At 65.8% G+C, this 21,722-nt stretch carries 15 protein-coding genes; 3 read left to right on the top strand and 12 right to left on the bottom strand.

The window, feature by feature from the left end:
* Positions 1 to 28: 28 nt before the first annotated feature.
* The 3 genes from AUL31_RS03405 to AUL31_RS03395 form a co-directional block, all read right to left on the bottom strand.
* Complete coding sequence (locus AUL31_RS03405) at positions 29 to 1,387, bottom strand: FAD-binding oxidoreductase (RefSeq protein WP_060601315.1); 1,359 nt, start codon at positions 1,385 to 1,387, stop codon at positions 29 to 31.
* Between the two features lie 4 nt (positions 1,388 to 1,391).
* Complete coding sequence (gene putA, locus AUL31_RS03400) at positions 1,392 to 5,075, bottom strand: trifunctional transcriptional regulator/proline dehydrogenase/L-glutamate gamma-semialdehyde dehydrogenase (protein ID WP_073468989.1); 3,684 nt, start codon at positions 5,073 to 5,075, stop codon at positions 1,392 to 1,394.
* Between the two features lie 137 nt (positions 5,076 to 5,212).
* Positions 5,213 to 6,766: a phospholipase D family protein gene (locus AUL31_RS03395; protein WP_073469073.1), complete on the bottom strand. Its 1,554-nt coding sequence runs from the start codon at positions 6,764 to 6,766 to the stop codon at positions 5,213 to 5,215.
* A gap of 349 nt (positions 6,767 to 7,115) precedes the next feature.
* On the opposite strand from AUL31_RS03395, the gene AUL31_RS03390 reads away from it, so the two are divergent.
* The gene (locus AUL31_RS03390; protein WP_143190116.1) at positions 7,116 to 7,676 is read left to right on the top strand and encodes a hypothetical protein; all 561 of its coding nucleotides are present in this window, start codon (positions 7,116 to 7,118) and stop codon (positions 7,674 to 7,676) included.
* Between the two features lie 15 nt (positions 7,677 to 7,691).
* Here the strand turns inward: AUL31_RS03390 and AUL31_RS03385 are convergent, their stop codons facing one another.
* Together AUL31_RS03385 and AUL31_RS03380 are read right to left on the bottom strand one after the other, a co-directional pair.
* On the bottom strand, positions 7,692 to 8,540 hold the full coding sequence (locus AUL31_RS03385; protein WP_159439784.1) for a universal stress protein: 849 nt from the start codon (positions 8,538 to 8,540) through the stop codon (positions 7,692 to 7,694).
* Positions 8,541 to 8,569: 29 nt separating this feature from the next.
* The gene (locus AUL31_RS03380; RefSeq protein WP_082646776.1) at positions 8,570 to 11,263 is read right to left on the bottom strand and encodes an HAD-IC family P-type ATPase; all 2,694 of its coding nucleotides are present in this window, start codon (positions 11,261 to 11,263) and stop codon (positions 8,570 to 8,572) included.
* Between the two features lie 240 nt (positions 11,264 to 11,503).
* Here AUL31_RS03380 and ilvD point away from each other — a divergent pair, with 240 nt between their 5' ends.
* Positions 11,504 to 13,333: a dihydroxy-acid dehydratase gene (ilvD, locus tag AUL31_RS03375; protein WP_060601303.1), complete on the top strand. Its 1,830-nt coding sequence runs from the start codon at positions 11,504 to 11,506 to the stop codon at positions 13,331 to 13,333.
* A gap of 46 nt (positions 13,334 to 13,379) precedes the next feature.
* Here the strand turns inward: ilvD and AUL31_RS03370 are convergent, their stop codons facing one another.
* The 7 genes from AUL31_RS03370 to AUL31_RS03340 form a co-directional block, all read right to left on the bottom strand.
* Positions 13,380 to 14,144: a Crp/Fnr family transcriptional regulator gene (locus tag AUL31_RS03370; protein ID WP_073468988.1), complete on the bottom strand. Its 765-nt coding sequence runs from the start codon at positions 14,142 to 14,144 to the stop codon at positions 13,380 to 13,382.
* A gap of 188 nt (positions 14,145 to 14,332) precedes the next feature.
* Positions 14,333 to 14,590, bottom strand: coding sequence for an RNA-binding protein (locus AUL31_RS03365; protein ID WP_060601295.1), 258 nt, complete (start codon positions 14,588 to 14,590; stop codon positions 14,333 to 14,335).
* A 74-nt stretch (positions 14,591 to 14,664) separates the two neighbouring features.
* The gene (locus tag AUL31_RS03360) at positions 14,665 to 14,970 is read right to left on the bottom strand and encodes a formate dehydrogenase subunit delta (RefSeq protein WP_073468987.1); all 306 of its coding nucleotides are present in this window, start codon (positions 14,968 to 14,970) and stop codon (positions 14,665 to 14,667) included.
* Positions 14,967 to 17,843: a formate dehydrogenase subunit alpha gene (fdhF, locus tag AUL31_RS03355; protein ID WP_060601292.1), complete on the bottom strand. Its 2,877-nt coding sequence runs from the start codon at positions 17,841 to 17,843 to the stop codon at positions 14,967 to 14,969. Before fdhF ends, AUL31_RS03360 begins: the two co-directional genes overlap by 4 nt.
* A gap of 19 nt (positions 17,844 to 17,862) precedes the next feature.
* The gene (locus tag AUL31_RS03350; RefSeq protein WP_060601289.1) at positions 17,863 to 19,446 is read right to left on the bottom strand and encodes a formate dehydrogenase beta subunit; all 1,584 of its coding nucleotides are present in this window, start codon (positions 19,444 to 19,446) and stop codon (positions 17,863 to 17,865) included.
* Positions 19,443 to 19,928: a formate dehydrogenase subunit gamma gene (locus AUL31_RS03345; protein ID WP_060601286.1), complete on the bottom strand. Its 486-nt coding sequence runs from the start codon at positions 19,926 to 19,928 to the stop codon at positions 19,443 to 19,445. Before AUL31_RS03345 ends, AUL31_RS03350 begins: the two co-directional genes overlap by 4 nt.
* Positions 19,929 to 20,015: 87 nt before the next feature.
* Positions 20,016 to 20,936, bottom strand: a complete 921-nt coding sequence (locus tag AUL31_RS03340; RefSeq protein WP_060601280.1) for a LysR family transcriptional regulator — start codon at positions 20,934 to 20,936, stop codon at positions 20,016 to 20,018.
* A 123-nt stretch (positions 20,937 to 21,059) separates the two neighbouring features.
* Here AUL31_RS03340 and AUL31_RS03335 point away from each other — a divergent pair, with 123 nt between their 5' ends.
* Positions 21,060 to 21,677 carry an alpha/beta hydrolase gene (locus AUL31_RS03335; RefSeq protein ID WP_060601278.1) on the top strand — a complete coding sequence of 206 codons (618 nt, stop codon included), beginning with the start codon at positions 21,060 to 21,062 and terminating at the stop codon, positions 21,675 to 21,677.
* Positions 21,678 to 21,722: the final 45 nt, after the last annotated feature.

Here is a 21,722-nt window from a genome sequence, read left to right as displayed (position 1 = left end):
GCTTTCCCGACGGATATCAACTAGAAGTCTATGATTGGCAACTCGTCAACAACTTGCCCGGGTTCATGATTTCGTGAGGGTCCAACGCGGACTTAATCGCCTGCATGGTGCGGATTTCAGCGGGACTGCGTGAGAAACCCAGCCATTCGCGCTTCAGCGTTCCGATGCCATGCTCTGCCGAGACAGAGCCCCCTTCCCCGCGCACGCGCTCGTAAACCAGCTCGTCCAGCGCGTGGGCCGTCGGCGCGTCCATTTCGTCGCGGTGCAGGATCAGGTGCAGGTTGCCGTCCCCCATATGGCCAAAGAACAGGCTCCGCGTACCGGGAAAGACGTTTTCGATGGCCGCGGTCAGGCCGTCGACAAAGGCCGGCATGGCCTGCAGCTCGATGCTGACGTCGAAGTTCATCAGGCCCGGCAGCGCGTCATCCAGCCCGGCCGCCTCACGCACCGCCCAGAATGCCCGGGCATCGGCGTAGGAACGCGCCATCAGCGCATCCTCGACAAGCCCGTCCTCGAAGGCGGTTTCCAGCAGCGCCTCCAGCGGCTGCTCGGCCTCGATGAGAATGCACACGGCCGGCGTAGCGGCGAACGGGCGCGTTTTCGCCAGCAGGCAGCCAATATCGTAATAGGCTGGCCACAAAGCCTCGAACGCGGATAGCGTCACGGCGGAGCGGGCCGCCGCCAGAAGCGCGGTTGCCGCCCTGGCATCCGGCAGCGCGCACAGCGCGGTATAGGTCTCACCGGGCTTCGGCCACAGGCGGAAGACGGCGCGCGTGACGACGCCGAGCGTCCCCTCCGAGCCGACGAAGAGGCTCTTCAGGTCATAGCCCGTATTGTCCTTCAACTGGCCGCCCAGATGCGACAGCACCGTCCCGTCGGCCAGCACAACCTCCAGCCCCAGCACGTTCGCCCGCGTGGTGCCGTAGCGGATGACGCGCGGGCCGCCGCCATTGGTTGCCACGAGGCCGCCGATCTGGCAGGAGCCGCGTGACCCGTAGTCGATGGGAAACACGAAGCCGGCCTCCGCCGCCGCTTCCTGTGCGACGGCCAGCACGGTGCCCGCCCGCACGCACATGGTTGCGGCCTGTGCGTCCACCGCCTCGACGCCATGGAAGCGCGCCAGCGACAACGCCACCTCGCCCGCTAGAGCGTTGGCGCCGCCGGCAAGGCCCGTCATGCCGCCTTGCGGAACGACGCGAAGCCTATGCCGATGGCAGATCGCCAAGGCCTGCGACACCGCATCCACATCTGCCGGCCGCAGAAGCGCGGCGGGCAGAGTGCGGCCGGTGCGGCTTTCGTCGGTGCGCGACGCCTCCGGGACATCCGGTCCGATAAGGCAGCCGGACGGCCCGAGGCAGGCCAACAGTTCGTCGAACGCCTCTCGCATGCGGTCAGGCGATCGCCATCAGGCTGGCATTGCCGCCCGCGGCTGCCGTGTTGATGCTGGTGGAGCGCTCCTCGACCAGCCATTCCAGACGATAGAAACCACCCTCGGCAATTTCTGCCGACGTCATCGCCTGCACGAGGGCGATACCCCCGTCCTTTTCGGTCAGGCGCCGCTGCAGATTGGCGACGCGCTCCGCATTACCCTCCACCAGCACGGCAGCGATGTCGGCGGGGATGGCACCGTCCCTCAACAAGGCGGGCTGCAGATCCAACGGCAGGCGGTCGAGGGCGAACCTGTCGAAATCGCGCGCCGGGATCGCCGCCGAATTGCCCGTTGCGAAGGCCGCGCCCATCTGCACGGCGAGCCCCTCTTCCGTTTCGGCCAGAAGCAACACCCGTCCGCGCGGATGGATATCGTAGACGTTCCGCTCTCCGACCGGCCCCGGCAGTTCGGTCGAATAGCCGAGAAGCGTTTCCTCGGCCTGCGCCCGGACCTTGTCGGCCGCCGCCGCCTGCCCGATCTGGACAAGCCAGTTGGCATAATCGCTCAACCGCGCCGGTGCCTTCCCCCGGAAGGCGGGCTCCGGCTGCGCCGCCAGAAGCCGCCGCAGGTAAAGCGGCCCGCCGGCCTTGGGCCCCGTACCGGACAGGCCCCGTCCTCCGAAGGGCTGCACGCCGACCACCGCGCCGATGACGTTGCGGTTGACATAGACGTTGCCGACGGCGATGCGGCCAAGCACCGTTTCGATGGTTTCGTCGATGCGCGTATGCAGGCCGAAGGTCAGCCCGTATCCCGTCGCATTGATCGCCTCGATCAGCGGGGCCAGATCGGCGCGGCGGTATCGAACGACGTGCAGGACGGGCCCGAACACCTCGCGCTTCAACGCTGCGATATCGTCGATCTCGACGATGGTGGGCGCCACGAAGGTTCCGTGTTCCGCCTCCGGCGGCAGGGTCTGGCGGCTGACTGCGTAGCCCTTGTCCCGCATGGCTTGCACATGCGCCTCGATGGTCTTGCGCGCCTCGTCGGTGATGACGGGGCCGATGTCGGACGAAAGGCGGTCGGTGCGCCCGATCGCCAGTTCGTCAAGGGCGCCGCGCAACATTGCGAGGGTGCGGTCGGCGGCCTCTTCCTGCACGCACAGGATACGCAGGGCCGAGCATCGCTGTCCGGCGCTATCGAAGGCCGAGGCGACGACATCTCCCACGACCTGCTCGGTCAACGCCGAGGAATCGACGATCATCGCATTCTGTCCGCCCGTCTCGGCGATCAGCGGCGCGATGCGCCCATCGGCCGTGCGGCGCCCGGCAAGGCTGGCCTCGATAAGCCGGGCAACGTCCGTGGACCCGGTAAACATGACGCCGGACACGTCCGGGGCGGCAGTCAGCGCCGCGCCGACATCGCCCGCGCCAGGCGTGAAGATCAGCGCGTCGTCGGGCACGCCCGCCGCATGCATCAGGCGCACGGCCTCGGCCGCCACGAGGGGCGTCTCTTCGGCCGGCTTGGCCAGAACGGCATTGCCTGCGGCCAGGGCCGCCGCGACCTGCCCGGTGAAGATGGCCAGCGGAAAGTTCCAGGGGCTGATGCAAGCAATGACGCCCAGTGGCCGGCATTCCGCCTGCGATCCAAGCTGACGGATCTCGGCGGCGTAGTAGCGCAGGAAATCCACCGCCTCGCGCAGCTCGGCCACGGCGTTGGGAAGGCTCTTGCCCGCCTCGCGCACAGTGATACCAAGCAGGCGCGCGGTGTTCTCCTCGAACAGCTCCGCCGCACGGTCGAGAATGGCGGCGCGCTCGTCGGTCGAGCGGGCCCCCCATGCGCTTGCGCCGGCGCGAGCGCGTTGCACGAGAGTGTCGATCTTGCCGGGATCGACCGTCTCGACGGTGCCGACCACTTCGCGGCGATCGGCCGGATTGGCCACCACCTGAAGATCGCCGGTGCCGCTGCCATGGGGGGCGCGCGCCGTCCAGTTTTCCGAGGCACTGGCCTTCAGCCTTTCGCCCAGCGTCGCCAGCACCGCTTCGTCGGCAAGGTCGACACCGCTGGAGTTCATCCGGCGGTCTCCGTACAGCCGTGCCGGCAGCAGGATGGCCGGGTTGGTGCTGCCGAGCGGTTCGATGGCGGATGCGGCGTCGACGGGATCGGTCACCAACTCGTCGACGGGAACCGCCTCGTCGGCGATGCGATTGACGAAAGACGAGTTGGCGCCGTTCTCCAGAAGGCGGCGCACCAGATAGGCCAGAAGCGTCTCGTGCGTGCCGACCGGTGCATAGATGCGGCAGGGCCTGTCCAGATTTTCGGGGCCGACGACTTCCTCGTAGAGCGGTTCGCCCATCCCGTGCAGGCACTGGAACTCGTACTGGCCGCGAACATATTTTGCCGGATCGGCCATCATGTAGATGGTGGCCAGCGTCTGCGCATTGTGGGTTGCGAACTGCGGGAAGACAGCGTCCGGCGCGGCCAGCAGCCGACGGGCGCACGCGATATAGGCGACGTCTGTGTGCACCTTGCGCGTATAGACCGGGAAATCGGCAAAGCCGTCCACCTGCGCGCGCTTGATCTCCGCATCCCAGTAGGCGCCCTTGACCAGCCGCACCATGAGGCGATGGCCGCTGCGCCGCCCCAGATCCACCAGCCAGTCGATGACCAGAGGGCAGCGCTTGCCATAGGCCTGCACCACGAAACCGATGCCGTCCCAGCCATTGAGCTCGGGCTCGAAGGCCAGCCTTTCGAGAAGGTCGAGTGAAATCTCGAGCCTGTCGGCCTCCTCCGCGTCGATGTTGAGGCCGATGTCGTAGCGCCTGCACAGAAGCGCCAATGCCGCCAGGCGCGGGTAGAGCTCGTCCATGACGCGTTCGGCCTTGGCGCGTGCATAGCGCGGATGCAGGGCCGACAATTTGATGGAGATGCCGGGCCCTTCCTGCACGCCCTTGCCGCCCGAGGCCGCACCGATGGCGTGGATGGCTCTTTCGTATTCCGCAAGGTAGCGCGCGGCATCGGCCGCCGTCATCGCGGCTTCGCCCAGCATGTCGTAGGAGTAGCGGAAGCCCTTGCGCTCCATCGCGCGGCTGCGCTTCAGCGCCTCTTCGATGGTCTCGCCCCGCACGAACTGCTCGCCCATCAGACGCATGGCGATATCCAGCCCCTGCCGGATGACGGGCTCGCCGAAGCGGCCGACAAGCCGCGTCAGAGCACGGGAAAGGCCGGCCTCGCTGACGGTGGCCGTCAGCCTGCCCGTGACCAGCAGGCCCCACGTCGCCGCGTTGACGAAAAGCGAATTGTCATCGTCGATATGGGCGCGCCAATCCCCCCTGGAAATCTTGTCGCGGATCAGCGCATCCCGTGTCGCCTTGTCCGGAATGCGCAGCAACGCCTCGGCAAGGCACATCAATGCGATGCCTTCCTGGCTCGACAGCGAGTATTCGTGGATAAGGCCGGGTACGCCGCTGTTGCTTGCCTTGGCGCGCAGGCCGCGAACCAGCTTCCCGGCCAGGGTGCGGATGCGCTCGGCGGTGGCAGGCGCCTGCCGCGCGGCATCCAGCAGCGGCGGCAGGCATTCCGGTTCCGCCAGTCGGGTCGCCTGCGTTATGGCGCGCCGCAAGGGCGTATTGGCCGTCACCCGCGCATCGAAGGCGCCGAAGGGCTGGGGTTGCTCCGCATGATCCGCGATCCGGTTGGCTACGCTCATCTTTGTCTCCAAGGAGCGCACGCCGCGCCCACTGCCGGTATCCAGATAATCAGGCAACGCGCGGAGGTGAATGCCGTTCTTTCGCAAGATTGCCGAATTATGTTCGGCGAACGCGCCATCAGGCCGAACTGCCGTATCTACAATTGCGACTCCAGTGGCAGCCAGCCGACAACCCTCGCCAGTATCCGCCGGCCGAGGCTGGCTTCGGGCTCCTGCGTCAGCTGGACGGCAACCCCCGATTCCGTCGCGCTCCATATCAGGCCGTCATCGCCATCCAGCGTAACGCGGTAGCTCATTGCCGGCGATATTTCCTCGGCGAAGATGCGATCCATCTCGGCAACGAGCTCCGGTACCGCAAAGAGTACGCCCATCTCGGTGTTCAGGGAAACGGAGCGCGGATCGAAATTGAGAGAGCCGACGAAGCCCGCCGTTCCGTCGCTGGTGAAGGCCTTCGTATGCAGGCTCGCCTGGCTGGAGCCGCGCAGGCTGATCCCGCCGGAGGCCGCGGTGGGTTTGAGCTCGAACAGCTTTACGCCGCTGCGCAGGAGCGGCTCGCGGTAGGGCGCATACCCGCCGTGGACCGCCGCGACATCGGTGGCCGCCAGGGAATTGGTCAGCACCGTCACGTCGACGCCCTTCTCCACCAGCCGGGAAAAGAACAGCGTGCCCTCGTCGCCCGGAATGAAGTAGGGGGACGAGATGTTGAGCTGCCGCTCGCTGGACGCCAGAAGCGGCACCAGTTCTTCCAGCAGCGCGTTGCGGCCGCTTTTGCCGGCGGCCTTCTCGGCCGGGTCGGATACCAGCCGCGCCTCCTGCGTCCAGTGCACGTCGGCGTCGTCGAACAGCGAAGCCACGGTAAGGCGCTCGCGCAGGCGCTGGACATAAGGGTTGGCGGGGGCAGTATCGGCCAGCCGGCCAAACGCCTGACGCAGCCCGTCCAGCGGCGGGGCCTTGCGTTCGGCCAGGGCGCGCACCGGCAGCGCCAGACCGCTGTTCCAGTATTCGTCGAAGATCACTTCCGCCTGGCCGGCCATTTCGCCGATGGCGATAATGTCCAGGTCGCGGAAATTCGACGCCTCTGCCGCATCGAAATACTCGTCGCCGATGTTTCTGCCGCCCACGAGGGCAATCTGGCCATCGGCAATCCAGGCCTTGTTGTGCATGCGCCGGTTCACGCTCACCATGCGCAGCGCCATTTCGATGCCGCGGCGAATGTTGTTTTCGCGGGCATGGGTGGGATTGAACAGCCGCACCTCGATCAGCGGATGACTGTCGACAGCCAAAAACGTCTTGTCGGACAGGGATACGCCGATATCGTCCAGAAGCAGGCGCACGCGCACGCCCCTGTCCGCCGCCGCCAGCGCCTCGCGCAGGATGAGACGGCCGGTCAGATCGTCGTTCCAGATATAATACATGAGGTCCAGGCTGCGCCCGGCGATGCGTGCGGACAAGGCGCGCGCGGCAAACGCGTCGAGGTTGGACGATACGAGCACGAGCCCGCTTTCCGCATCGTGGCCCTTGCGCAGCCCATCCACATAGGCGTCCAGCACGGTCGGCGCCCCGTCGCGTGGCAAAGCGTGGCTGGGCGCGCCGCGTGCGCCCTCCGCGAAGCGACCGAAGGCGTAAGCGGCAATCACCGAGGCCGCGGCAAACACCAGAACGACGACAAGCGCGATGGCCAGAAAACGCATCATGAACCGATGGAACCCGAATATCGCCCCATGGGGCAGAATGCCGCATGGGACGGAAGTCTTGTTAGGGCCGTTTCAACGAAGTCCGGCGCAAACTGCTGTCGCGCCTACGCCTTTGTCATGATTGCCAGCCTTTCATGCCTCAGTTATCGCATTAGAGACAAAAGGCAACGGCAGCCCTCCCCTTGCGAGGGTTGAAACTGCACACGATTCTCGGCTACAGTCAGCTATAAAATTTCGTTCAAATTATTAATATTAACGTTTATATCGATCTGGAGTTTCGACCGTGCATTTGTCCGGCCCCCCAAAGGATGCCGAACCGGTTGGTCCCGCTTTATCCGCGGAGCCGATGTCACCTGAGCTGCGGTCTCATGTTCTTCAGTTGGTCGCCACGGCGCGCATGCTCGGCAAGGCCGAAATGATCTGCGAAATCGACGCCGATGCGGACCCCTCGGTACGCATCGAGTTCGAGCGTCGGCTGCACGAGGCGCGCCACGATCTGGAAGCCGCCATCATGGGCCGGGGCGAAAGCGCCCCCTTCACCCTGCCGGCCACGATCGTTCCTGTGATGAGCCTCCCGACCCGTCAGCCGGAATCAGCGCCGGCGGCAGAAAAGACCGCTGCCTACAGCGATTGGGATGCGGACCGGCCGCGCTTTGGATCCATGCCGGCCGTCATAACGCTTCTTGTCGCCTTGGGGCTGTTCGCGCATTGGGCCTATGGCGGCTCGTTCGGCGCATCCGACACGTTCCAGTACTATGTCGCGCGCGAGCGCTGCCTGGCGGTGTCGGACGCCATCCTGGACCTGCGCAATGGCCGCCCGCAGAGACTGCAGGGCGACCTGCCGTCGCTGCAGCGGGAGGAGGCTGATTGCGCATCGCGCAACATGTACGCGGCAACGTGGAAATAGGCCTCCATCTGCAGGTCAGTGCGCCAGCAGAAGCGGTATCGGGCTATCGTTCAGGAGTTCGCTCGTGACCCCGCCCAGAACGGCTTGCTGCATGCGGGAATGTGCATAGGCACCCATCACCAGAAGGTCCGCTCCCTGATCCAGGGCATGGTTGCGCAACGCATCGGCGACGTTGCGGCGCGCCGCGGTCAACACCGTTTCTGAAGCCGATATGCCATGCGCCGACAGATAGCCAACCAGCTTTTCGGCGGGCTGGATGTTGGACACATCCTTCTCTCCGCGCACGGTGACGATTTGAACGTCGCCGGCCTGGTGCAGCATGGGCAATGCTTCACGCACCGCGCGCACGGCCGGCACGCTGCCATCCCAGGCGACGAGGACCTTTGATGGCAGGGTGCCTGGGCTTGTGGCGGGAACGCGGATCACAGGACGGCCGCTGCGGAAAAGCAGCGCCTCGACGATCTCGCGTTCGTCGCGCAGGCTGCTGCCGCCGGCATCCACCACCACGACATCCTGCAACTGGGCGCGCAGGGCCGCACGGCCGACCAGAGCCAGGAAATCGAGCGAGATCAACTGTGCTTCCGGATCGATGCCCGCCTGCCGCGCAGCCGAGGCCGCCAGGTCGATGCTGGCATGCGCCTGCGCTTCCAGCTTGCGTGTCTGCTCGGCCAGCATCTGGCCCGGCATGTCGGTGACCAGGCTGTACGGAATCCAGGCCGGCTGCGGCGACAGGAAATCGATGGTAAGACGCCCGCCGAAGTGCCGTGTGATGGCAATGGCCATCGCGGTTGCGGGGCTGGCGGCGCTGCGCACTTGCGCCTCGGGCAGGAGCGTCAGCATGACAGTCTTGTACGCAGGTGACATGAACGGGATTCCTCTTGTTGCGGACGGGGTCATTCCCGTCCAAATCCGGTTTTGCCGATGAGCACCTTTTCAACTTCCAGTATCAGCAACAGAACGATGCCGACCAAAAGGATCAGCGTCCCGTCTGCAAAAGGCACCGGTGCGCTGGCAAACAGCGCATGCATGACCGGAAGGTAAGTGAATGCGAACTGCGCCAGCGTGACCGCCGCCAAGGCGAGCAGAAGCACGGGCGTGCCGAGAATGCCGCGCAGGCTGATCGAGCCCTGATGCAGGTAGCGGACGTTGAAGAGGTAGAAGATTTCCATCACCACCAGCTGGTTGACCACCATGGTGCGGGCGATATCGACGCCATGGCCACGCCAGAGCGCCCAGTTGAAGATGAAGAAGACGCCAAGCGTGAAGAGCAGAGAGACAAAGCAGATCCGCCACAGCAGGAACGGCGACAGGAGCGGCGCATCGGCGGAGCGTGGCGGACGATCCATCACGCGCGGCTCCGGCGGTTCGAAGGCCAGCACGAGGCCGAGTGTGATGGTGAGGATCATGTTGATCCACAGGATCTGCGCCGGCGACATCGGCAAGGTCGCACCGATGAACAGGGCGACAACGACAGCCAGGACTTCGCCGCCATTGGTGGGCAGCGTCCAGGCGATCACCTTGCGGATGTTGTCGTAGACGGTGCGCCCTTCCCGCACGGCGGCAACGATGGAGGCGAAATCGTCGTTCGCCAGCACCATCTCCGCCGCTTCCTTGGCGGCCTCCGTACCCTTGCGGCCCATGGCCACGCCGACGTCGGCCTGCTTGAGGGACGGAGCGTCATTAACGCCGTCGCCCGTCATGGCAACCACCTGCCCGTTGGATTGCAGGGCGCGGACGATACGCAGCTTGTGCTCCGGATTGGTCCGCGCGAAAACGCTGACCGAGCGCGCCACCGAAGGAAGATCGGCTTCGGCCACTTCATCCAGTTCCGCCCCCGTCATCGCCTTCGGGTCGTCCGCCAGATGCAACTGCCGCGCGATGGCGGCCGCCGTGTCCTTATGGTCGCCTGTGATCATCTTGACCGTGATGCCGGCCGTGCGGCAATCGGCGATGGCCGTGATGGCCTCGTCGCGGGGCGGATCGATCAGGCCGACGATGCCCACGAATGTCAGTCCCTCGCCCAGCCGCTCCATGGCAAGGGTCGTCTCTCCTGCGGAGGCTGGACGGGCGGCAAAGCCGAGCACGCGTTCGCCACGCGAGGCCGCGTCGGCGATCTCGCCCTCCCAGCGCGCGGTATCCGCGCCGGCGGCCATGGCCAGCAGGCGCTCCGGCGCACCCTTTACGAACACCCAGCGCTCTGCGTCGGGCCCGGCGTGCAGCGTCGCCATGAAGCGATGCTCCGCATCGAACGGGATCGTATCCTGCCGCTTCCATGCGGCGAGGCCATCGGGCGTCAGGCCGGCCTTGCGCGCCAGCGCCAACAGAGCGCCTTCCATCGGATCACCCAGAACGCGCCAGTCGCCATCCGTGTGGACCAGCTCGGCATCGTTACAAAGCGCCGCGCAGTAAAGAAGAAGGTCGGTTTCGCCTTGGGGAAGCGGCGCCACCGCGACGAAACCATCGCCCACCCGGCCTTCGGGCCGGTACCCCGCCCCTTCCACGACGGCCGCAAGACCCGGAGTAACCAGATGACGCGCGGTCATCTCGTTGCGGGTGAGCGTACCCGTCTTGTCCGAGCAGATGACGGATGTCGCGCCGAGCGTTTCCACCGCCGGCAGGCGGCGCACGATGGCGTGGCGGGCCGCCATGCGCTGCACGCCGATGGCCAGGGTAATGGTTATGACCGCAGGGAGACCCTCCGGCACGACGCCGACCGCCAGGGACACCACGACCATCAGCGCGTCCACCGCGTTGTAGCCGCGCACCAGCGTGGCGAAGGCGAAAAGCAGCACCGAGAGCGCCAGCGCGAAATAGGTGAACAACGTGCCGAAATGGTTGATCTGGCGCAGCAGCGGCGTCTGCAGGCTTTCGACCGCCCCCATCAGCGCGCTGATCCGGCCGATCTCCGTGTTGCCGCCTGTCCCGACAACGACGGCACGCGCCTGCCCCGTTGCCATCAGCGTTCCGGAGTAGAGCATGGAGGCGCGGTCGCCCAGCGCCGCGGCATCCGCCACGGGCTCGGCGGATTTGTGCGCCGGTACAGATTCGCCCGTCAGCACCGCCTCGTCGACAAGCGCGGCACGCGCTTCGATGATGCGCAGGTCGGCGGGCACCTTGTCTCCGGCTTCCAGCAGTACGATATCGCCCGGCACGAGGTCGGCGACCGCCAGCTTGGTCCGCCGTCCGTCCCGCAGGGCGAAGGCGTGGGGCGCGATCATGTCGCGGATCGCGTCCAGCGCGTTCTCTGCCTTGCCTTCCTGAACGAAGCCGATAACGGCATTGATGAAGACGACGGCCACGATCACCGCGCCATCTATGACGTGGTTGAGCGCGAAGGCTGCAAGCGAGGCGGCAAGCAGGAAGTAGATCAGCACATTGTTGAACTGCGCCAGAAAGCGCATGGCGGGGTGCTTCCGGCGCCGTTCGGGCAGACGGTTCGGGCCATGCGTGGCCAGACGCTCGCGCGCCTCCTCGCCCGTAAGGCCATCGGCCCGCGCGGCAAGAACACGCATGACGTGCGTGGGCGACATCGAATAGGCGTTATCGAGTGCGCTTTCCTGGGCCTCGGCATCCGGCGCTTTGCTCATGTCCGCGCTCCCGCTCTCCGTCATCTGCCACCAAAGGTTGCTTCATGAACGATTCGCGGCAAGCAGGAATTGATCGAAATCAAAAAAGCATGGGCTGGCCAACGTTTGCGGGAAGGCGTAACATGCGTTACGGATAACTTGTACTCGTTCCAATCCATGTCATATGTGTGGAACGGTCCGGCACGATCGAGCGGCACAAGACCGCCGAGCCGGGAGACGTCAAGCAGAGGAAGCAGGGAAATGCCCCCATATCGCTCACGCACGACCACGCACGGCCGCAACATGGCCGGTGCCCGTGGCCTGTGGCGCGCCACCGGCATGAAGGACAGCGATTTCGGCAAGCCGATCATCGCGGTGGTCAACTCGTTCACGCAGTTCGTGCCGGGGCATGTGCACCTGAAGGATCTTGGCCAGCTCGTCGCGCGGGAGATCGAGCTTGCCGGCGGTGTCGCCAAGGAGTTCAACACGATCGCCGTGGATGACGGCATCGCGATGGGGCATGATGGCATGCTGTATTCGCTGCCCTCGCGCGAGCTGATCGCCGACAGCGTCGAATACATGGTGAACGCCCATTGCGCGGACGCCATGGTGTGCATTTCCAACTGCGACAAGATCACGCCCGGCATGCTGATGGCCGCCATGCGGCTGAACATACCGGTCGTCTTCGTGTCTGGCGGCCCGATGGAGGCCGGCAAGGTGACCCGGGAAGGCACCGAAAAGAAGCTCGACCTCGTCGACGCGATGGTGGCCGCGGCCGACGACCGCATCTCCGACGAAGAGGTGCAGGCGATCGAACGGTCGGCCTGCCCCACCTGCGGCTCCTGCTCCGGCATGTTCACCGCCAACTCCATGAACTGCCTGACGGAGGCGCTCGGGCTTTCGCTGCCGGGCAACGGGTCCACGCTGGCCACCCATGCCGACAGGCGCCGCCTCTTCGTCGAGGCCGGCCACCTGGTGGTAGATCTGGCGCGCCGTTATTACGAACAGGACGATGCGTCGGTCCTGCCGCGCTCCATCGCCACCTTTGCCGCCTTTGAAAACGCGATGACGCTGGACATCGCCATGGGCGGCTCCACCAACACCGTCCTTCACCTCCTGGCGGCGGCACACGAAGCCGAGGTGGATTTCACCATGGAGGACATCGACCGCCTGTCCCGGCGCGTGCCCGTCCTGTGCAAGGTGGCCCCCGCCGTTGCCAACGTCCACATGGAGGATGTGCACCACGCCGGCGGCATCATGGGCATTCTGGGTGAGCTGGATCGCGGCGGCCTCCTGGATACCAGCGTCGGCTGCGTCCATGCCGAAAGCATGGCCGACGCGCTCGACCGCTGGGACGTCATCCGGACCGAAAGCCGTTCGGTCAGCGAGTTCTTCCGCGCCGCGCCGGGCGGCGTGCCGACGCAGGTGGCCTTCAGCCAGGATCGTCGCTTCGCCGATCTGGATACCGACCGCCAGAAGGGTGTCATCCGCAACGTCGAGCATGCCTACTCCAAGGATGGCGGCCTGGCGGTACTGTACGGCAATCTGGCCGAGTACGGCTGCATCGTCAAAACGGCGGGCGTGGATGAAAGCATCCTGAAATTCCACGGCACCGCACGCATCTTCGAAAGCCAGGACGCAGCTGTCTACGGCATCCTCAACAAGCAGGTGCAGGCTGGCGACGTGGTGTTGATCCGCTACGAAGGCCCGCGCGGCGGCCCCGGCATGCAGGAAATGCTCTATCCAACGAGCTATTTGAAGTCCAAGGGCCTCGGAAAGGCCTGCGCGCTGGTGACGGACGGACGCTTTTCGGGCGGCTCTTCCGGCCTGTCGATCGGCCACGTCTCGCCCGAGGCGGCGGAAGGCGGCACCATCGGTCTGGTGCGGGACGGTGACCGGATCGAGATTGACATCCCCAACCGCAGCATCCATCTGGCCGTGGCCGATGACGAACTGGCACATCGCCGCGCCGAACAGGAAAAGCTCGGCTGGCAGCCGGCCGAGCCGCGCAAGCGCCGTGTCACCGCTGCGCTGCGGGCCTATGCGTCCATGACGACAAGCGCCGCCAAGGGCGCCGTCCGCAACATCTGACCAGACGGGCGACGGCGCCTCGTGCGCCGTCGCCCGCTTCCGGCATTCAAATCTTGAAGTGGCGCAACTGCCGTCCGCCATCTTTCAGATGCAGATAGGCACCGTCGAATTGCGCCATGGCCCGCAGCTTGGGCCAGTCGGCGATGACGGCCTCCTTGTTGTGGAACAGCACGATGTTCTGCGACTTCAGATCCTGAAGCACCCGGTTCACATGCACCACCGACAGGCCCACGGCATCGCTGAGGTCCGATTGCGTGAGCGGAAAGGGAATGCGTCCGGCCTCCGCCAGACCGACATTCTCCAGCCTGACCGCCAGTTCGCACAGGAGATGGCATATGCGGCGCGGACCCGGCCTGCGGCCGACATTGACGATCCATTCCCGGAACATCGATCCGTCGATCAGCGTATCGCGCCACAACAGGTTGGCCAGGTGGGGGTGCCGTCGCACCCACTGCCGGAATATGGAATGCGGAACGAGCCCGAGTTGGCAGGGCGTCGCCGCCGCGAGACTATGGTCCATCACATCGACATGGAGGCTGTAGAAATCGGGAAAGTCGCCCGGCGTGTGGAAGGACATGATCTGTCGCTTGCCGTCGACGAGGATCTTGTACCGGCAGGCCAGGCCCGCGATGATGACGCAGCAGTGGCGGGGGCTGGAGCCTTCTTCCGCGATCAGATGGCCGGCCGCGACATTCATGACGGTCATGTCCAGCGCGGCGATCGCCGCCTCGTCCTCCGGCAGGAGATTGCCGATACCGGACAGCTTGCGCGCCAGCATCTGGGCACCTGACGGTTGATACAGCATATGCATCCAGTCCTCTCCGCATGCAACACGAAGCCCCGGAAAGCACAAAACGTTACCGCGGCGGCCTCGTCATGTGGCTTCCCGGATGAATATTACATCCCTTGAAGACCCGAACCAGAAGCCTAAGGCCGCGGTTAATATACCGCTTTTTGCCCTGGCCAAAATACGTCTTCTGAACTAGTTCGGCTGAAATTCTAGCGGATATACACCGACCGGTAGATCACGATCGGATCATCCAGATCGCGCATCATCTCGCGTCGGTCCGCGCGCCTTGCAAGGTCTATCCGTTGCAGGCATGCGGCATAGGCGTCGGTGCCCCGCCGAAAGCCGTAATCGCTGCATTGTGCCTCGTCTGCAGCGCGCACCTCTTCGGGCGTCAGGGTTCGGCACCCTGCCGGAATGGCCGACAGAAGCAGAAGTGGCACAAGGATGGCCTTTAAGGGAATGGGCATGTCGGTCGGTCTCCTCCCCGAGACGGGACGACACTGCACCCGCTCCCGGCCGGCCGCAAGCCCGCTATAAAGGATTACCCCGCGTCGCTGCCGCGCTCCGTCGCCACGGACACGCCACCGGCATCCTCCAGCGCACGGGCAAGGTCCGGCGTGGCGCGCTTTTGCAGGATGATAAGGGCCGCAGTGGCCAGCGGAAGCAGCCCCTCGCCGCCGTTTTCGGCATGGCGCTGGATGTCGTCCCGCATGCGGGGCGTCCAGAACGTGGCCAGATGGTCGGCCATGCCAAGCGCGCCCGGCTCGTGGCCCTGGCTTTCGAAGAACTTCGCGATCTGGTTGGCCATCCGCACCAGCGTATCCAGCGTATCGGCGCGCCCGCTCATTCCGCCGGCTCCGCCGGTACAATCCTGCGGCTGCGGCTTGCGAGCGCCTCGTAACGCTCCTGCCAGTCGCTCGGACCGTTGGATGGCGATACCTGAACCGCCGTCACCTTGTATTCGGGGCAGTTGGTGGCCCAGTCGGAATAGTCGGTCGTCACCACATTGGCCTGTGTGAGCGGGTGGTGGAACGTCGTGTAGACGACACCCGGCGCAACCCTGTCGGTGATGTGGGCGCGCAGGGCCGTCTCCCCGGCCCGGCTGGCGACGCGCACGAAGTCGCGGTCCTTGATGCCGCGCTCTTCCGCGTCGTGCGGGTGGATTTCGAGCAGGTCCTCCTCGTGCCAGCGGACATTTTCGGTGCGCCGCGTCTGCGCCCCGACATTATATTGACTGAGGGTGCGGCCGGTGGTCAGCAGTAGCGGATAGCGGGGGCCGGTCCGCTCGTCCGTGGGCACGTACTCCGTCAGCACGAACAGGCCCTTGCCGCGTACGAAACCGTCCATGTGCATGGTCGGCGTGCCGTCCGGCGCGGCCTCGTTGACCGGCCATTGCAGGGAACCCGCCTGGTCCAGCCGGTCGTATGTCACGCCGCGGAACGTCGGCGTCAGGGCGGCGATCTCGTCCATGATGCGCGACGGATGGTCGTAGGACATCTCGTAGCCCAAGGCATTGGACAGCATCTGGGTGATCTCCCAGTCGGCATAGCCGTTGCGCGGGGTCATGACGCGGCGCACCCGTTGTATGCGCCGTTCCGCATTGGTGAATGTCCCGTCCTTTTCCAGGAAGGTCGAGCCGGGCAGGAAGACATGCGCGTGGACGGCCGTCTCGTTGAGGAACAGGTCCTGCACGACGACGCATTCCATCGCGTCGAGCCCGGCGGCGACATGGCGGGTATTGGGGTCGGACTGGAGGATGTCTTCGCCCTGGATGTAGATCCCCTTAAAGCGGCCGGCGACCGCTTCGTCGAGCATGTTGGGTATGCGCAGGCCGGGCTCCGCGTCGAGGTGCACGCCCCACGCATCCTCGAACAGGCCGCGCGCCGCGCCGTCAGAAACATGCCGGTAGCCCGAAAACTCGTGCGGGAAGGAGCCCATGTCGCAGGCCCCCTGCACATTGTTCTGGCCGCGTAGCGGATTGACGCCGCTGCCAGGCTTGCCGACGTTGCCGGTGGCCATCGCAAGGTTGGCGATCGCCATGACGGTGGTGGAGCCCTGGCTGTGCTCTGTCACCCCGAGCCCGTAATAGATGGCGGCATTGCCGCCCGTCGCGTACAGGCGCGCCGCCTGGCGCACATCGGCCGCCGGGACACCGGTGCGGTCTTGCACGGCTTCGGGGGAATGGCGCTCCTGCGCCACGAAGGACGCCCATTCGGCAAAGGCATCCAGGTCGCATCGGTTGCGGATATAGTCCTCGTCTATGAGGCCCTCGGTCACGATCACATGGGCCATCGCCGTCAGCATCGCAACGTTGGTGCCGGGGCGCAGCGGCAAGTGGAAAGCGGCTTCCACATGCGGCGTCCGCACGAGGTCGATCCGGCGCGGGTCCACCACGATCAGCTTTGCGCCCTGCCGCAGCCGCCGCTTCATGCGGGAGCCGAAGACAGGGTGCCCGTCGGTGGGGTTGGCGCCGATCACCATGATGACGTCGGCATGGTCGACGGAATCGAAATCCTGCGTGCCGGCGGACGTACCGAAAGTGGTTTTCAGGCCATAACCGGTGGGAGAGTGGCAGACGCGCGCGCACGTATCGACATTGTTGTTGCCGAAGCCTGCGCGCACCAGCTTCTGCACCAGGAACGTTTCCTCGTTGGTGCAGCGCGACGAGGTGATGCCGCCGACGCTTCCCGTGCCATGCCTGGCCTGGATGCGCCGAAACTCGGACGCGGCGTAGGCGATCGCCTCTTCCCAGCTCACCTCTTGCCACGGATCGGCCGTCGAGGCGCGGATCATCGGCGTGGTGATCCGCTCCCGGTGGTTGGCGTAGCCCCAGGCGAAGCGCCCCTTGACGCAGGAATGACCGTGATTGGCCTTGCCGTCCTTCCACGGCACCATGCGGACCAGCTCTTCGCCGCGCATTTCGGCCTTGAAGGTGCAGCCCACACCGCAATAGGCGCAGGTGGTGATCGCCGAATGCTCCGGCTGGCCGATCTCGATAACCTTGCGCTCCGTCAGCGTGGCGGTCGGGCAGGCCTGGACACAGGCGCCGCACGAAACGCATTCCGACGAGAAGAAATCCTGCGACTGGCTGGGCGATACGCGGCTGTCGAAGCCGCGCCCGGCTATGGTGAGGGCGAATGTGCCCTGCACTTCCTCGCAGGCGCGTACACAGCGCGAGCATACGATGCACTTGGACGGATCGTAGGTGAAATAGGGGTTGGATTCGTCCTTGGGCATATAGGCGAAATTGTCCGCCTCGCCGTTCCGCGCCTTGACGTGGTTGGCGCCGTCGTAGCCGTACCGGACCTCGCGCAGGCCGACGGCCCCGGCCATGTCCTGCAGCTCGCAATCGCCATTGGCCGCGCAGGTTAGGCAGTCCAGCGGGTGGTCCGAGATGTAGAGCTCCATCACCCCCTTGCGCAGCGTCTTCAGGCGCTCGGTCTGGGTACGCACGACCATGCCCTCCGTAACCGGCGTCGTGCAGGAGGCCGGCGTGCCCATGCGGCCATCCACCTCCACCAGGCAGAGCCGGCATGAGCCGAATGGCTCCAGGCTGTCGGTCGCGCACAGCTTCGGGATGGCGGTTCCCATCTCGGAGGCCGCCCGCATGATCGACGTTCCCGCGGCGGCCGTCACGCGGACGCCATCGATCGTCAGGGAAACGGTCTGGCCCGACGCACTGGGCGGGGTGCCAAAATCCTTTTCATGGATCAGGGACATGGGGTCGCCTCCTCTGCCGTCAGCGGGCCGCTTCCAGCGATGCCGGCAAGGCCCGCAGGGTCAGGTCGAAATCTTCGGGAAAATGCGTCATCGCGCTGGACACCGGATACGGCGTGAAGCCGCCGAGCGCGCAGAGCGAGCCGAACTTCATGGTCTGGCACAGGTCGGCCAGAAGGCCGAGATCCGCCCCCACCGGCGCCAGCGTCTGCCGCGCGGCAAGGATGCGGTCCATCACCTCCTGCCCGCGCACCGCGCCGATGCGGCAGGGCGTGCATTTGCCGCAACTTTCGACCGCGCAGAACTCCAGCGCAAAGCGCGCCATCCGGGCCATGTCGACCGTATCGTCGAAAACGGTGATGCCGCCATGGCCGATCAACCCGTCCTTCGCCGCGAAAGCCTCGTAGTCGAAGGGCGTGTCGAACAGATGTGGCGGGAAGTACGCGCCCAGCGGCCCGCCCACCTGCACGGCGCGCACCGGCCGCCCGCTGGCCGTGCCGCCGCCTACCCCAAGCACCAGTTCGCCGAGCGTTATGCCGAAAGGCACCTCGTAAAGGCCGCCATAGCGGATATTGCCGGCAAGCTGCACCGGCATCGTCCCGCGCGAGCGGCCGATGCCCATGGCGTTGTAGCTTTCGGGGCCGTCGGCAAACAGCGCCGGCACCGTCGCCAGGCTCAGCACATTGTTGATGACGGTCGGTTTGCCGAACAGGCCCTGCAATGCCGGCAGCGGCGGCTTGGCCCGCACGATCCCGCGCTTGCCCTCTATCGAGTTGAGCAGCGCCGTTTCCTCGCCGCAGACATAGGCCCCCGCTCCGACCCTGACTTCCATGTCGAAGGCGATGCCGGAAGAATCGATATCGGCGCCGAGCCAGCCAGCCTCCCGGCTTTGCGCGATGGCGCCTTCCATTGCGGCAATCGCATGAGGGTACTCGGAGCGAATGTATATGTAGCCGTACCGGGCGCCCACGGTGACCCCGCAGATCGCCATGCCCTCGACCATGCGGAAGGGGTCGCCCTCCATCAGCATCCTGTCGGCAAAGGTGCCGCTGTCGCCCTCGTCGGCGTTGCAGACGACGAATTTCTCGTCGCCATCGGCTTTGAAAACAGTTTCCCACTTGATGCCGGTCGGAAACCCGGCTCCGCCGCGTCCGCGCAGGCCGGACGCCTTCACCGTATCGACGCGCTGCTGCGGCAGCATCGCCAGCGCCGCCTTCAGCCCCCTCCAGCCGCCATGGGCCGCGTAATCGGCCTGCGATCGCGGATCGACGATGCCGCACAGGGCAAAGGTGCTGCGCACCTGCCCTTTCAAAAATGGATGATCCTCCGGCCGGCCGATGCGCAAGGGATGCTCCCCGCCCTCGAAGACCCCGGCCTCCACAAGCCCGGCTACATCCTCCGGCGTGACCGGCCCATAGCCGATGCGGCCACCGGGCATTTCCACCTCGATCAGCGGCTCCAGGAAATGCGCCCCGCGCGATCCGTTGCGGATCAGGACGATTTCGATACCCAGCCCGTTGGCGGCCTCGACTAGCCGCCTGGCAACTTCATCGGCGCCGACGCTGACGGCGGCGGCATCTCCGGGCACGAAGAGCTTGCGGCTCATAGTCCGGCCTCCGCCAGCACGGTGGCCAGCCGCTCGGTCGTCAGGCGCGCATGCAACTTTCCGTCCACCATGGCGGCCGGCGACAGCGAACATAGGCCAAGGCAGTACACCGGCTCAAGCGTTACCGCGCCGTCACCGCCGGTCGCGTGCATGGGTATGCCGAGCTGGCGCTCGGCGGCCTCGGCGAGCGCGTCCGCTCCACGCGACTTGCAGGCCTCGGCGATGCACAGCTTGACGACATGGCGGCCGGCAGGCCGGCGGCGGAAATCATGATAGAAGGTGACCACACCATGCACTTCGGCGCGCGACAGGTTGAGCGCGTCGGCAATCGCCGGCACCATGGCGTCGTCCACGAAACCGAATTCGCCCACCACATCGTGCAGTATGGGCAGCAGCGCACCTTTGCGACCGGCATGGGCGGCAAGTATTTCGGCCAGCCGTCCGGCATCGTACCCGTGATTGCCACCTACCCTGTCCAGCATTGCGCACTCCTCCTGCAGGGTGGAAGAGTCGATCCAAATTTAGAACCAGTCAAATAGTCGGCGTCACTGGTTGATAGACGATGTCTATCAATGTGGTCCGAGCATGTCGGCCAGCGCCTGTCGCAGATGGGCCGACCGCCCGCAGGACAGCGCGATCCGCGCCATCACGGAGCTTGGATGGCGGTTGGGCACCACCAACCCGACCGGTTGCGGCCGCGCCGGCGGATCGAACGGCATGGTGGAGATGGCCGGATCGCAGGCAATGGTCTGGGCGTAGGTCTGCGGCAGGATGCAGGAAAACTCTCCAACCCGCACCATGGACAGGAGGGCGGCATAGGAATTGGCCATGGCCGCCGGCCGGACATCGAGGCCGATGCCGGCCAGATGCGCGTCGAGGATACGGCGGTTCTGCATGTCGGGCGCCAGAAGACACAGAGGCGTTGCGACCGCCTCGGCCCAGCCGATCGCGGCGCGGCCGGCCAACGGCCCCCCGGACGGCGTGGCGAAGATATAGGTCTCGCGGTACAGCGTGGCCGAAATCACGTCGGGCAGCGGCTCGTTGTCCAGATAGGTCATGCCGACGTCGATCTCGTAGCCGGCGAGCGCACGGTCGATCTCACGCGAGGTCAGGGAATGGATCTGCACCGCAACCGCCGAATGCAGGCTGCGCAGGGCCGCAACGAAGACTCCGCATACCGGCATGGCCGCCGGGATGATGCCAAGCCGCATCAAGCCGGTCACATCGCCGCCGGGCGGCGTCTCTGCCGCATCGCGCAGGCCCGAAACATCCGCCAGAAGCTGTTGCGCCCACGGCAGCGCGGCCTCGCCCTCGACCGTCAAACCGGCAAAACGCCGGTCCCTCAACACCAGGCGCACGCCGAGCTCGTCTTCGAGGGCGCCGATCCCGGACGACAGGGTCGGCTGCGTTACGCCGCAGGCAGCCGCCGCGCGGCCGAAATGCCGCTCTCGCGCCAGCGCGACGAAATACTCGATGGTCCGGATCTGCATGCGCCCTCCTTGCGACGCGCATAAGGCCCGAAGCGTGGAAGCACCGTCAACAGGCATGGGCATGTCACAGGCGCCAAGGGGCATTACCTTTGGGCGGACGGAACACGCCGGAGCGCGACGACGATGACACAGACAGGACCGGACAGCTTCATCCACCGATACAGTGCGGGGCAGGACCAAACCCGCCGCCCCTTGCTGCTGCTGCACGGAACAGGCGGAAACGAGGATGACCTTGTCGACCTCGGCCAGACGGTATCGCCCGGCTCTTCCCTGTTGTCGCCGCGTGGCAAGGTCACCGAAAACGGCATGCCGCGCTTTTTCCGCCGGCTTGCCGAAGGCGTCTTCGACGAGGAGGACGTGAGGTTCCGGGCCAACGAACTGGCCGATTTCGTAGCGGAGTCGCGCCTGGCCTACGGGCTGGATACGCCGATTGCCTTCGGCTTTTCCAACGGCGCCAACATCGCGGCGGCGCTTCTGCTGCTGCGTCCGGAGGCGCTTGCCGGCGCGGTGCTGCTGCGGGCCATGGTGCCGCTGCGGCAGATGCCCTCACCCGACCTGTCGGGCAAGCGGATATTGATGCTGTCGGGCGCCATGGATCCGATCATCCCCGCCGCCAACGCGGCAATGCTTGCAGAGCATCTCAAGGCGTGCGGAGCCGATGTCACCTACCGAAACCTGCCGGCGTCGCACGGGCTGACGCAGGCGGACCTTCGCCATTCGGCGGAGTTTCTCGCCCTTTGACTTGAAGGCGCGATGGCTTACGAAAGGGGCTGCGCAGATTCGAGC

Origin of the sequence: Aureimonas altamirensis (genome assembly GCF_001463885.1) — a bacterium.
GTDB lineage: Bacteria > Pseudomonadota > Alphaproteobacteria > Rhizobiales > Rhizobiaceae > Aureimonas > Aureimonas altamirensis.
This window is presented reverse-complemented; position numbering and strand designations above follow the sequence as displayed.

Bases quoted from the DNA above. Each gene is read 5' to 3' on its own strand.
- AUL31_RS03405 (WP_060601315.1), bottom strand. From the start codon at position 1,387: ATGCGAGAGGCGTTCGACGAACTGTTGGCCTGCCTCGGGCCGTCCGGC.
- putA (WP_073468989.1), bottom strand. From the start codon at position 5,075: ATGAGCGTAGCCAACCGGATCGCGGATCATGCGGAGCAACCCCAGCCC.
- AUL31_RS03395 (WP_073469073.1), bottom strand. From the start codon at position 6,766: ATGCGTTTTCTGGCCATCGCGCTTGTCGTCGTTCTGGTGTTTGCCGCG.
- AUL31_RS03390 (WP_143190116.1), top strand. From the start codon at position 7,116: ATGTCACCTGAGCTGCGGTCTCATGTTCTTCAGTTGGTCGCCACGGCG.
- AUL31_RS03385 (WP_159439784.1), bottom strand. From the start codon at position 8,540: ATGTCACCTGCGTACAAGACTGTCATGCTGACGCTCCTGCCCGAGGCG.
- AUL31_RS03380 (WP_082646776.1), bottom strand. From the start codon at position 11,263: ATGAGCAAAGCGCCGGATGCCGAGGCCCAGGAAAGCGCACTCGATAAC.
- ilvD (WP_060601303.1), top strand. From the start codon at position 11,504: ATGCCCCCATATCGCTCACGCACGACCACGCACGGCCGCAACATGGCC.
- AUL31_RS03370 (WP_073468988.1), bottom strand. From the start codon at position 14,144: ATGCATATGCTGTATCAACCGTCAGGTGCCCAGATGCTGGCGCGCAAG.
- AUL31_RS03365 (WP_060601295.1), bottom strand. From the start codon at position 14,590: ATGCCCATTCCCTTAAAGGCCATCCTTGTGCCACTTCTGCTTCTGTCG.
- AUL31_RS03360 (WP_073468987.1), bottom strand. From the start codon at position 14,970: ATGAGCGGGCGCGCCGATACGCTGGATACGCTGGTGCGGATGGCCAAC.
- fdhF (WP_060601292.1), bottom strand. From the start codon at position 17,843: ATGTCCCTGATCCATGAAAAGGATTTTGGCACCCCGCCCAGTGCGTCG.
- AUL31_RS03350 (WP_060601289.1), bottom strand. From the start codon at position 19,446: ATGAGCCGCAAGCTCTTCGTGCCCGGAGATGCCGCCGCCGTCAGCGTC.
- AUL31_RS03345 (WP_060601286.1), bottom strand. From the start codon at position 19,928: ATGCTGGACAGGGTAGGTGGCAATCACGGGTACGATGCCGGACGGCTG.
- AUL31_RS03340 (WP_060601280.1), bottom strand. From the start codon at position 20,936: ATGCAGATCCGGACCATCGAGTATTTCGTCGCGCTGGCGCGAGAGCGG.
- AUL31_RS03335 (WP_060601278.1), top strand. From the start codon at position 21,060: ATGACACAGACAGGACCGGACAGCTTCATCCACCGATACAGTGCGGGG.